Genomic DNA, 11557 nt, shown 5'->3' with positions numbered 1-11557 from the left:
GCAATATCCGCAGGGATCGCCGATTGGCGGCGCCATGCAAGGGCTGGGCGGCCAGTTTTCCGCTGTCGCCGAGCGCTACCAGCAGATGAAGGATCAGCAGGAGGCGTTCGACGCCGAGCTTGCGCGCCGCCGGTTCAACGGCCGGATCGCGCAGGCGGAAGACGAAGTGGCGGCGAACGCGCCGGCCGACGGCAACGGCCTGCATGAGGCGATGTACGGCCAGGTCGATCCGTACAACGGCCGGGTGGTGAAGACTGGTCTGTTCGACAGGCTGTTCGACGATGCCTTGCCTGGTATGCCCGAAAGCCAGCGCGCTGGTTTCGTCGGGCAGAAGGAGGCGATGCGCGCGGTTGGCGCACGGCGCATGGCTCAGCGGCAACTCCAGCGGCGTGACGAGTATGAATTGGCCGAGTGGACCAAGGTCGACAACATCTCCACCGGTTCCATTGCACAGGGCGATCCGAACGACACCGAGACCTTCGAGGCGATCCGGAAGAGCGGGTTCGACCTGATCGCCAAGATCGGCAATCCGATCCTTCGGCAAACAGCCGAGGCCACCTGGCGCGGCAACACGGCCAAGGCGCTGGTCCAGGCGATGATCGCCAAGGACCCGAAGCGGGCTGCGGAGATGCTGGGTGCGGGGCAAGCCGCAAGCCGGACCAAGGACGATGCCGCCGAGGCGGTTGATGGCTCCAGTGCCTCGGGCACATCGACATTCGATAGAAGCAGTTCGACGACGCCTGATGACAAGCCAGCAATCCCACTCGACGCCATCACCTACCTGAAGCCCAGCGATCTCGCAGCGCTAAGGGATCAGGCCAACACTGCGACCGCAGCCCAACTGGTCGATGCTCGCGCGAAAGTGCAACTCGCGGAGCAAAACGCCCCGGCTGTCATCGCCGCCACGGGCGAATATCCCGAGGAGAAACCGACCGCACAGGATTTCGTCAATATCTATGGCGCGGAAGACGGCCCGAAGCGTTTTCAAACCTTCAACGTAACGGCTGGCATCGCTGGTTCGATCTTTGACATGCGCAGCGCGCCAAACCGGGCGATACATGCTGAGCTTCGGGATATTGAGCCCACGGCCGGCGGTTCACAGGAAGAGTGGACGCGGTACGAAGCAAAGGCTGCCGGCGCACAATTCGTTATGGGCGCCAGACGGGCAGACCCTGCCGCCTATGTCAGCCAAATGTTCCCGGGCAGGGCTCCCGACTGGGACAAGATCACAACTCCCGAGGACTACAAGGCTGCCATTACCTGGGCCGTTGCAGCCCAGCAGGAGATGGGTTTCGACAAGATATTGCCGTTGCCGCGGTCTGCCGCGGAAAGCCTTGCCGCGAAATTCATCGACCCAAGCGTGCCGTGGCGGCAGCGCATGACTGATCTGAGCACGATTTTTCTCGCTGTCCGCGATCCACGTTTCCGCCTTGAGATGGCGAGGCAATTGTTTCAGTCCGGCTTGCCTCGGCTGCGGCAGAACGCAACCGATCCGAAGCTGACACCAGCAGACATTCAGGCACGGGAAGATGCCCTGGCGACCGGCCTGTTGACTGTCGCATCGCATCCGGCTCGTTCACAATACAATGCCGCGTCGTTCTGGCTGCAACCTCTCCAAGCCGCCGATGACGTGGCCCGGCTGATGGCCAAAGGGATCACCTTTGGTCATGCGGACAAAGCCGCCGCCGGCCTCAATTCGCTTTTCTCCGACAAAAGCTATGAGGAGTTGCTCGTCGCCGAACGGACAGCGACGGAAGATGCCGAAGACCGGGCAGGGTCGGCAGCTCTGCCGGCGGAGCTCCTTGGCGGCGCTATCGCCGGACATGGTCTGGCGAGTTCGGGCATCACTCTCACGGGCAGGTTGGGCACCGCAGCCTTGGACGGCCTGACTGGTCTGGCCGCACGAACCGCTGTCGCCAGCGGCGAGGGTGCAATCTATGGCGCCGCATATGCGCATGGCTTGGATGAGGACATGCTGAGCGGTGCAGCCGCTGGGGCACTTTGGGGTGCCGGCGGCAATGTCCTTGCCGAAGGGCTCAGTGCCATTGGCAGCCAGGTGATGGCAAGGCTCACTGGGCGATCCACCGATGACTCTATTGTCGCCAGCTCAGAAGCTGCGGTTCCTCAGGTTTCCGTAGATACTGGCGATACACAAATACAGGGAGCCAACCCTGGCAATTACAGCAGCGTGGTGGATCTGGCGACCGAAGGTGTCGAAACAGGCACTTTTAGCTGGGTTCATCCGGGGCGATACACCACCAATAAGGCTCTGCGTAAGGAATGGGAACTGAAGCATGGTCAGCCCTGGCCCAAGGATCCGGCTACGGGCCGAAATATGGATGTGTCCCATGAGATTCCACTGGCTGACGGTGGGCCAGATCACGTATCAAACATTCGACCTCGCCCTAGGGCTGATCATATGAAGCGCCACATGGACGCTCGAGACTTCGAGCGCTGGACTAGGCAAAGATTGCGCAACTGGGAAGGGAGCTAGCCATGGTGAACGAAGCCAAGCCAGACCTAGCGAGTGTTATGCGGTTACCGCCAGTGGATGTCAGCACAGGCGACAACGAGCTCGACTCTGCCCACGTTGAGGCTCGCAAACACCTCGAATTCTACGATTGGGTGCTGTCCATCAAGGGCGAGTATCTCGGATATGGCGCTGAAGGCATTATCTATATCTTTCTGTTTGAGATTGAGCCTGGAAGGCCAGACGTACCGGAATGGATTTGGGTGATCGTGGGCGATGTGCCGCCGACATATATCCCCGCTGACGATACCAGGACTCCCTTCGAGGCTCTCGATGGCTATATCGGCGCCCTCGAAGATTGGGTTGAGGCCGCGCGCCACGGAAAATCCGTAGCGAAATTGATACCAGTCAATGTCGACGCGAATCCCGTCAACGCCGAGATACTGGCAAGTCGGCTCAAACTCCTCGACGAAAAGATTCTGCCGTTGCTTCGGCACTGATCTGCCGCACGCAGCCGCGCGAGCATCGTGAGCAGGGCTGAGGCCGGGCGGCAACCGAGTTGCTGCACGAGGGGTCGGCAGGGCGGACCGACCTGTAATTGAACCGCAATTTTCACAGCCTCGCTTTCGCGGGGCTTTTTTCATGGAGCAAGCCTCATGGCCCGACCTGTAACCGCCGCCGTTCGCCTGTTGACCGGCGAGCGCGAACCCGTGCGCCTGGCGACGACCGCGAACCTGGAGACGATCGTCATCGACGGCGTCGCCTGGATCCAGGGCCTCAAAATGGTTGACGGCGTCCAGACAGCGACCGGCGACCGGGTGCTGGTCAAGGACCAGGCGGACGCCAGGCTGAACGGCATCTATACGGCGTCGGAAGGCTACTGGTACCGCGCCGCCGATGCGCGCACGGGGCGCACCATGCAGAAGGGGACTACGGTGCATGTCCAGGAGGGCACGGCTTCGGCTGATTTTGTCTTTGCCTTCCAGACAGTGAGCCCCGTGATCGGCACCGATGACATTGTGCTGTCGTTCTACCAGTCCGACGACACCGTCGGCGATATCCAGGCAGCCGCGCAAGGCATCATCGACCAGGCCCAGGCCGCTGCGGACGTAGCGACGGGAGCCATGACAACCGTGCTCGATCCGCAATTTGCAACCAAGGCGACGGCAGAGGCGTACTCACCGGCGATCGCGCCGGATTATATCAGGACTGCCGGCTATTCGCAGGTCGGCGACGGCCAAGCCCTCTACAGGAAGAATGGCACCATTTTGGCGGGCGGGGGCGGTCTGGCGATCACGCTGCAAGGTGGAGCGAGAGCCGGCTTCGACATCATCAACGCACCGAGGTCAAAGGAGATCAACGTTCGCGCGGCGGGCGCCGACACGGCAGCCGGCAACAACAGGACCGCGATCGTCAACGCCATTGCTGCCGCCGGGCAGGGCAGGCTGATCATCCCGGCTGGCATATTCTCGCTGGCGGGCAATATCGACATTCCGCAGGGGTTGACGGTCGAGTTTGATGACAGGGCGCTTTTGCAGCGTACCGAGGATGCCACGCACCTTTTCAACCTGAAGGGCGACAACCGTATCATCGCGCCGAAGGTCAATGGCGCCTGGAATCATGTCGCGGCTGCGAACGGCTTCGGTGTCTTCAACATCAGCGGCATCTCCGGCGTCACGATCGAGCATGGCACGCTCATCGGTACGCAAGGCGATCACTACCGCATTGCCGATTCCAGTTGGGTCTACATCGACGACGCCAGAGGCGACACGGCGCGCAACATCGTCACCATCAACGACGATGTTTCCGGCACAAGTCACGTGTTTGTCCGCCGCGCTCGCGTGAGTGCCTATTTGAACGGTTTCGATGCGGAGAGCGACGACGACTGGCCGGTGAGCGATATCGAGGTGGATATCGACTGGACGCAGCTTGGCGGCGTTCAGCTTGGCGCGGCCGTCGCCTTCACCCGCAGCGCTGCGCCCGCCGGATCGGTGTTGAAGTACAAACGCCTTCGCATCAGTGCCAAGTCCAGGGATGGCCTTTATGGCCTGGTGCTGCGAGGGGCCAAGGATATCGAGGTGCGCAGCCTGGTGATGGAAGGCGTGCAGCAAGGCATTCGCGCCGGCACCGGCCATCATATCGAAGATCTTCGCCTGCTGTCGTTCGACATCCAGGCGACGCATCAGGGCATCTATATCGAAACCCCGGCCGGGCAACAGATCTCGCGTGGCGTCAGGATTGGTGCCGGCCGCATCTTTGGGTTTACCCAGGCCAATGCCTACGGCGTCTTCAGCGCGGCGGATGAAACCATTGTGTCGGCCGACACGCTTGTCGACATGGGCGGCGCGGCGGCGTCCATTGGCGTTCGATTGAACGGCGACATGTCGCAAACCCATGCAGGCATCGCGGATGCGCGATCGTCCTATGTCGCCCTGTCGACACTATCGGGCGAACGGCAGAGGGCGACGGGTGGCCTTTTCAAGGCGGCGACCGGCAGCGTCGTCAACGATGTGAAAATCAGCGGATCCTCGCCAAACGTCGAGGTGCGGGGCAACATCTACTCCGGCACGGCGACGGGCAAGCCAACCGATGACGGATCGCACATGGCGCTGATTGAAGGAAATCGGGGCGGCGATCTTTTCAAGGGCTATAAATCGACGCCGGACGCAACGCCCGTTCTTATGGTCTTCGAAGCCGGAAACAGCTTTGTTCCGATCAGGCCCGGGCAAGGCGCGAAGTTCACCGTCGATGTCGCTGCCCGCCGCACGGATGGTTCGTCGTCGACCAGCGCCGGCTATGTGTTCGCCGGCGTGATCCGCAACACGGGCGGAATCCTGGCGGTCGAAGGTGCGATCACCAAAACGGTGATCGGCGAATATGCGACCGACGCCGCATCGCTCGACGCCTCCGTCGCCGTGGGGGCTTCCGGAATTGAGGTGACCGTTACCGGCGTCGCGGCAAAGACCTATGGCTGGAACGCCGTTGTGCGGCTTCAGGAGGTTTGATGCTGCATGGAAGCTCGACGCTGCCAATGCCATCACAATTGCAGTTGATATCTGCCGGCTGATCCAAAGGCCCCCCTCTATCTCAAGACCAAAATCTCTTTCAGCCTCGCTTCGCGGGGCTTTTTTCATGGAGCACGCCAGCATGGCCCGATCTTCAGCCGCCGCCGTTCGCCTTCTGACCGGCGAGCGCGAACCTGTTCGCCTGGCGACGACCGCCAGCATTGCGCTTTCCGGCCTCCAGACCATCGACGGGGTGGCGACGGAGGTGGGCGACCGCGTGCTGGTCAAGGACCAGGCCGACCAGACGCAAAACGGTATCTATACGGTCAGCGAAGGCCGATGGTTCCGCGCTGCCGATGCCCGCACTGGGCGCACCATGCAGAAGGGAACGACGGTGCATGTCCAGCAGGGCAACGCGAACTCCAGCAAGGTCTACGCTTTTCAGACCGATAACCCGGTGATCGGGACTGACAATATCGTGATCAGCTTCTACCTCTCCGACGACGCCGTCGGCGATCTTCAGGAGGCGGCACAGGAAATTCTCGATCTCGTAACGGGCGCTATGACGACCGTCATGGATCCTCAGTTCGCTACCAAAGCGACGGCTGAAGCATTCTCGCCGGATGTCGCGCCCGACTACATCCGCACGGCATTCTACGACGGCAACCAGGTGGCAGGCAGCGGCGGCGTCTATCGCAAAAATGGCACGACGACCGGCGACCTCGTGATCACCTTGCACGATGGCGTGACGGTCGTCGGATACACGCTCTCTGACACGCCGACGGCTTCGCAGAAGGGTGCCCGGAAAAACAACTCGACTGATGATGCCGCAGCCGTGCAGACCGCGCACAATCTGGGTTCGGGCGGCGTAGAGTTTCCGTCCGGCATCTACAAGATGGTGCCCGGCTCGGTCTCGCCATTCACGCTCGGCAACACCACTGCCAATGTCTATCGCGCGGTGGCACTGACCGCCGACAATGTTACCTTCAGCGGACATGAAGCAGTGCTGCATGGCGTGAGCCGGGCAAGTGTTGTCGCTACCGACATTCAACCGGTCTTCTCGACCGACAAAAATATGACAGTCGGCGCACGCAAGAATATCGCGTTCGACGGCGTCACCTTCGATTCCAACAATGACGGCGACGCGACGAACAGCAATCAGCGTTTCCTTTACGCCGTGGGCGTTGATGGTCTGCGGTTTATCAACACCAAGGCCGAGTCGAGTGGCGGCCGTCGCGGCTATTATACCCACATTCAGAACAGCAAGAACGTGCAGGTGAACGGCCATCGTCACCAGAAAATGACAGGCGGATTCAATGTCCGCTATGTCGACAGCTTCGTGATGACCAACTTCATTTTCGAGGACTTCTCGGAGGCGATCGATCTCGACGGCACAAGCCAGCTTGTCGTGATCCGAGGCGGGGTCTTTAAATCGGTCGCGCGCGTTAACCAGTGCATAGATATCAACGACCAGATCGATGCGTCGATCGGCGATTTCTCGGTCCACAACACCGGCAACATCGCGACCATCAACTACAAGACGACGACGCCAGATACTTTTGCAGAGTACGTGGCCGGTACTGCTGTCAGAAATTTTCAGGTCAGCAAGCGCATTATTTTGTCCAACATCAGCGGCTCGGCCATCGGCTCGACCACGGCCCCTGCCTTCTACATCGGGTGGGATTGGGCGGCTGGCGGCCATGCTGGCACGGGTCCGGTGCAGGACATCACGCTACAGAACATCACGCTTGATGATCATGGGTATTTCTGGATCCGCGAAGCCGTCAACCTGAAGCTCAAGGACATAACGTCCTATCGTGCGATCTGCGGTTTCAACCACGCCTTTACTTGCTTTTCAAGCGTAGCCAACGCCGATCAGATAGGATGGTCAGACCTTGATATCGACATCGATGGAATGCGCATCGAGGCTTCCGATAAAGGTGGCATCAGTATTCAATCCCCATCGAGCGTAAAAGTGCGTCGCCTTATCACTCGGGGCAACAACACTTCAGGATCAACCCAGGCTGACCTTGTCATCACCGCGCTACACCAGCGAGCGGGTTGCGCTACCGTCGATGAGTGCGACATTGAGGGCAGCGTGAACCTCAATGGGGACAGCACCGCAATTGCCTCGTGGGCTGCCGACACGATCTACAAGCGCAACGCCATGGTGACGAACGGGGGAAATTTCTACCGTGCGACCACCGAGGGCCGTTCGGCAAGCAGCGGGGGACCAACCGGGACGGCACTGTGCGTGACTGACGATGGCAGCGCATCCATTGCCGCGTGGGCTGCCTTTACACCTTATGCGGTTGATGCTGTGCGGAGGAATGGGAGTGCCTACTTTATCTGCATGACTGCCGGCACCTCTGCGGCGTCGGGTGGCCCGAGCGGAACCGACCAGCGGATTGCCGACGGCACGGCTGTCTGGCGTACCATTGAGGGGCTGGTAAGGTGGGAATATCTCCTCCACCCCTACTCCATCCGGTGGGGCAAAAACAACCGCGTCAGGGGCACCGTCACTTTTCAAGGGGATGCGCAGAAGCACACGTTCGGCGAGAGCATCACGGCGATCGCGGGCGACTACTCGGCGACCGGCACCGTGAACAAGTGCGTGTTCGTGGCGCGGCGTCGGTGCCTTGTCGCCCGGGCCAGCTATCAGGTGCTCGCCGACGTTGCCGCAAGCGGCTCCAACTACCGGAACCTCATCCTGCGGCGGTATCGGGCGGGCTCATCTGCGAACGCTGCGACAATCGACACGACCGCAACCGGGTTCACTGCCTTTGTGTCGCGAGATGCCGGGGTCACTGCGAGCCCGGCCGGCGCATATCTGGAGCCTGGGGACGTGTTGATCCTCAACTCCAACTCTGCCGGGTCCGGGGTCGCTCTGTCCGGGCTTGGCGTGACGGTCGACTATATCGAGTATTGATCGGCTACCGAAGCGCGCTGAACAGCAGGACGATCCACAGGTAGACGAAATAGGTTGCGGTCGGGCCAAGCACGATGATCGCCAACATGATCTGAAGCTCAGCTTCTTCATCGAATGGGGCGTCTTTGTCCTTGGCGCCTCTTTCGATCATGGTCCATCCTCGCCAGCAGCACGAGCGCAGACCCATATCAAGGAGCGGCTAGCCAAGCAAAGAACGTCAATAACGCGTATCGACGCGGCGCCGGGGCTGTTGCCGGTTTTTGGGCAGCCGGCCGCCATGGGCATTGATTAAATTGCAAGAGTTGAGCAATGGTTGCAGCCATCGTTATACGAGAGAGTCCTTCGAATGCGGCCCGTTCGCCAGAATTGGTTCCCGGCACTGGCCTGCTTAGTGCCAGTGATGCTATTTGCGGTTTCGAGGACTGACTATGCCAATTACGTGGCATACACAGCCGATGGCGACATCGTCAGCTATTCGCGTGGTTTCTCCTATGCGACGCGAACTGGCTTTGTCCTCTATATGACATCTGTAGCGCACGAGCGCGTGTTCCTAGCAATGCACTGGCTGTATGCAAACCTGGGATTTTCGCTCTCCGACAGTATGCTGGCAAACAGCATGATGATGATCGCAGCCTATTTCTTCTATGCCTCCCGGCAGTGCAACAATGTGCTTCTTGGCGCACTATCTACCGTGGCCTTCATCATGCTGCCATGGTTTGAACAGCTCGGGCAAAACACGCTAAGGCAAGGGTTTTCGCTGATATTCATTCTCACCTTTTTTCGCGCGGTGAATTATCAGCAAAAACGTTGGGCCGTCCTCTTCGCGGCGCTCGCTATAGGTAGCCATTACAGCGCCGCATTGTTCGTGAGCGTGTACATCCTCACCGACTTCTTGCCGAGGTCCGGCAAGCTGTTTGTCGCGGTCGTTGTCCTGACGTTCGTCGGCTATGTCACCGATTACATCACTGTTCTATCTGGGATGATCGTCACCCCGATCCTCTTATGGACTGGGCTTTACACCCAGTACTCAACCGACGCGTTCTTGACTTATCAGGTGGGCTACAAGGCGCTGTTCTTCTACTACTCACTGTTTCAGTGCGTCGTGAGCGTCCTGCTGCTTCACAAGGCCGAGAAGCAATCGGATGCGCGCTTGGCTAAATACTGCATTGTCATGACCGTGATCTACATGGCAGCGAGCGGCCTGCCTTATTACAATCGAGTGGCGATGATGCCGATGCTGCTGCTGCCGGTGGTGGTCGTGACCCTGTGTTCCCGAATAACTTTGCCTCGCTGGGGTCTGAGATCAATGCTTGATCCCGGGAACTATCCGTTCTTGCGGCGCGTCGGGTAAAGACGATCTCGCCAACCCTTCTTCGCAGGCCGGTTCATCGGCCATCGGCTATAGCCGTTCCGCAAGAATTGCCGGAATTTTCGCAACCAACCGAAGAACCGTCGCGGCTCGCTACCAGGGGCCAAATAGTGCGAGCGCCATCGTCAACCTTATGTAGGCTGCGCCGCTCGGCATCAGTATGCACCCAAAGAGGGTCGTACCTGTTCCAGACAAACCAGACAGCCTGAGAGCAATGGGACGTTCCCCGTCCCGTAAGCCGGCAGGGACGGTGGGCGCTCGGGTTGTGTCAGCCAGTTTCCGCGTTGCTGTCGCCGGGTCGAATGACTTCCCACCCGCCGTCGTAGGGAAGCAAGAGCCCGCCGTCGTGGGTTCTGATTTCGCCAGCCTTCGCCGCTGCGTTCGCACGAAACTTAGCGTTGTGCTTAGCCCACGGCGCGGCGAGTATCACTAGGTCCTTGCGTCGCTCATCATCCATCAGCCCGCTCCCCGGCGCCGACCATAGCCAAATCATCCGAAGAAGGAAAACCACCATGGACCGCAACTTCGCGCGGGCGCTTGCGCTTGTTCTCAAATCGGAAGGCGGCTGGTCGGACAATCCGGCTGACCCCGGCGGCGCCACCATGAAGGGCGTGACGCTTGCCAGCTTCCGTCGCTATTTGAAGGTCGACGCGACGAAGGCGGATCTGCGTGCGATCAGCGACGCGCAGGTCGCCACCGTCTATCGCCGCTTCTACTGGGACGCTGTGCTCGGCGCCGAATTGCCCGATGGCGTCGACCACGCTGTGTTCGATTTCGCCGTCAACAGCGGGCCTGGCCGGGCGGCCATATATTTGCAGGCGGCCGTCGGCGTTGCGCAGGACGGGCGGATCGGACCGGTCACCGTCGCGGCGGCCAAGGCAAAGCCGGCCGGTGTGACCATCGATGCGCTTTGCGATGCGCGGCTGGCGTTCCTCAAGCAGTTGCCGACATGGGCAACATTCGGGCGCGGCTGGTCCGATCGGGTCAGGTCGGTGCGGGTTCAGGCCCTGCTGATGTCGGCGCAGCGCCCTGCGGCACCGGTGACCGCGGCGCCGCCGCCTAGGGTCGAAACATTGCCCAATGGGGCGCCCTCGGTTCGGCCCGTGCCGCCGGCGCCCGGCGGCAAGGCGGCTGCCGCGGCCGGCATCCTCGTTCTCATGGCCGGAGCGCTCGCGGCTTTCCGGCATCACGTCGCCGATTTTTTCGGGAGCCTGTTTCGATGAGATGGTTCAACACCAATGCGCTGCACAATCTCCTCAACACGCTGATCGCCATCATCTGCGGCGGCGCGCTCGCCGGCTTCGACTGGACGCTGCTCGGCGTGAGCGACCGCACCGCGCTTCAGATCAGCGGCGCCATTGCCCTTGCCAAGATCATCATCAACGCGGTGCGTGACGGGCCGCGCGGCATGGTCGCGCCGCCGGCCAAGGAGACATGAGATGGGAACACTCACCCTCGCGCTGCTTGGCCAGGCCTGGCCGTATCTTCTGGCAATTGGCGCCGCGCTTGCCGGTGCCTGGACAGCCTATGCCAAGGGCAAGGCCAGCCAGAAGGCCAGGCAGGATGCCGCCGACGCCGCGGCGCGCACCGAAGCCCAGAAGATCGACGATGCCGTCGCCGGCCGGGCGCCGGACGACAACAGGGGGAGGCTGGCCAGATGGTCAAAATCATAGCGCTCTCGCTGCTGCTGGCCGGCTGCACCACATCAGGCGGGTCGTTCTGCGCGGCCGGGCATCCCCTCCGGCCGACAAGGGCGGAGGCGGCGACCCTTTCCGACGCGTCGG

The 11557-nt window shown here is 61.0% G+C and carries 10 protein-coding genes; 8 read left to right on the top strand and 2 right to left on the bottom strand.

The window, feature by feature from the left end; all coding sequences use genetic code 11:
- The 4 genes from EOD15_RS35805 to EOD15_RS35795 form a co-directional block, all read left to right on the top strand.
- Positions 1-2494, top strand: a 2494-nt coding sequence (locus EOD15_RS35805) for an HNH endonuclease (RefSeq protein WP_185929018.1), incomplete at its 5' end; no start/stop codon positions are given.
- A 2-nt stretch (positions 2495-2496) separates the two neighbouring features.
- The gene (locus tag EOD15_RS18340) at positions 2497-2970 is read left to right on the top strand and encodes a hypothetical protein (RefSeq protein ID WP_127321108.1); all 474 of its coding nucleotides are present in this window, start codon (positions 2497-2499) and stop codon (positions 2968-2970) included.
- A 156-nt stretch (positions 2971-3126) separates the two neighbouring features.
- Positions 3127-5475, top strand: coding sequence for a hypothetical protein (locus EOD15_RS35800; RefSeq protein WP_164893150.1), 2349 nt, complete (start codon positions 3127-3129; stop codon positions 5473-5475).
- On the top strand, positions 5438-8404 hold the full coding sequence (locus EOD15_RS35795; RefSeq protein ID WP_164893149.1) for a hypothetical protein: 2967 nt from the start codon (positions 5438-5440) through the stop codon (positions 8402-8404). The genes EOD15_RS35800 and EOD15_RS35795 overlap by 38 nt, the downstream gene beginning before the upstream one ends.
- A gap of 4 nt (positions 8405-8408) precedes the next feature.
- On the opposite strand, the gene EOD15_RS35790 is transcribed toward EOD15_RS35795, so the two are convergent.
- The gene (locus tag EOD15_RS35790; protein WP_164761671.1) at positions 8409-8555 is read right to left on the bottom strand and encodes a hypothetical protein; all 147 of its coding nucleotides are present in this window, start codon (positions 8553-8555) and stop codon (positions 8409-8411) included.
- A gap of 195 nt (positions 8556-8750) precedes the next feature.
- On the opposite strand from EOD15_RS35790, the gene EOD15_RS18325 reads away from it, so the two are divergent.
- A complete protein-coding gene (locus tag EOD15_RS18325; protein ID WP_127320020.1) occupies positions 8751-9755 on the top strand; it encodes an EpsG family protein in 1005 nt (334 codons plus the stop codon).
- A 286-nt stretch (positions 9756-10041) separates the two neighbouring features.
- Here the strand turns inward: EOD15_RS18325 and EOD15_RS18320 are convergent, their stop codons facing one another.
- Positions 10042-10230 carry a hypothetical protein gene (locus EOD15_RS18320; protein WP_127320022.1) on the bottom strand — a complete coding sequence of 63 codons (189 nt, stop codon included), beginning with the start codon at positions 10228-10230 and terminating at the stop codon, positions 10042-10044.
- Between the two features lie 55 nt (positions 10231-10285).
- On the opposite strand from EOD15_RS18320, the gene EOD15_RS18315 reads away from it, so the two are divergent.
- Genes EOD15_RS18315 through EOD15_RS18305 form a run of 3 tightly spaced genes read left to right on the top strand, consistent with a single transcriptional unit; the run spans position 10286 to position 11446 of the window.
- The gene (locus EOD15_RS18315) at positions 10286-10996 is read left to right on the top strand and encodes a glycosyl hydrolase 108 family protein (protein ID WP_127320024.1); all 711 of its coding nucleotides are present in this window, start codon (positions 10286-10288) and stop codon (positions 10994-10996) included.
- The gene (locus EOD15_RS18310) at positions 10993-11211 is read left to right on the top strand and encodes a hypothetical protein (RefSeq protein ID WP_027035106.1); all 219 of its coding nucleotides are present in this window, start codon (positions 10993-10995) and stop codon (positions 11209-11211) included. Before EOD15_RS18315 ends, EOD15_RS18310 begins: the two co-directional genes overlap by 4 nt.
- Before the next feature lies 1 nt (position 11212).
- Complete coding sequence (locus tag EOD15_RS18305; RefSeq protein WP_127320026.1) at positions 11213-11446, top strand: hypothetical protein; 234 nt, start codon at positions 11213-11215, stop codon at positions 11444-11446.
- Positions 11447-11557 lie beyond the last annotated feature (111 nt).

Origin of the sequence: Mesorhizobium sp. M7A.T.Ca.US.000.02.2.1 (genome assembly GCF_003996995.1) — a bacterium.
In the GTDB taxonomy this organism is placed as follows: Bacteria; Pseudomonadota; Alphaproteobacteria; order Rhizobiales; family Rhizobiaceae; genus Mesorhizobium.
Note: the sequence above shows the minus strand (reverse complement) of the source record. Positions and strands in the feature narration are given on the sequence as shown.

Bases quoted from the DNA above. Each gene is read 5' to 3' on its own strand.
- EOD15_RS18340 (WP_127321108.1), top strand. From the start codon at position 2,497: ATGGTGAACGAAGCCAAGCCAGACCTAGCGAGTGTTATGCGGTTACCG.
- EOD15_RS35800 (WP_164893150.1), top strand. From the start codon at position 3,127: ATGGCCCGACCTGTAACCGCCGCCGTTCGCCTGTTGACCGGCGAGCGC.
- EOD15_RS35795 (WP_164893149.1), top strand. From the start codon at position 5,438: ATGGCTGGAACGCCGTTGTGCGGCTTCAGGAGGTTTGATGCTGCATGG.
- EOD15_RS35790 (WP_164761671.1), bottom strand. From the start codon at position 8,555: ATGATCGAAAGAGGCGCCAAGGACAAAGACGCCCCATTCGATGAAGAA.
- EOD15_RS18325 (WP_127320020.1), top strand. From the start codon at position 8,751: ATGCGGCCCGTTCGCCAGAATTGGTTCCCGGCACTGGCCTGCTTAGTG.
- EOD15_RS18320 (WP_127320022.1), bottom strand. From the start codon at position 10,230: ATGGATGATGAGCGACGCAAGGACCTAGTGATACTCGCCGCGCCGTGG.
- EOD15_RS18315 (WP_127320024.1), top strand. From the start codon at position 10,286: ATGGACCGCAACTTCGCGCGGGCGCTTGCGCTTGTTCTCAAATCGGAA.
- EOD15_RS18310 (WP_027035106.1), top strand. From the start codon at position 10,993: ATGAGATGGTTCAACACCAATGCGCTGCACAATCTCCTCAACACGCTG.
- EOD15_RS18305 (WP_127320026.1), top strand. From the start codon at position 11,213: ATGGGAACACTCACCCTCGCGCTGCTTGGCCAGGCCTGGCCGTATCTT.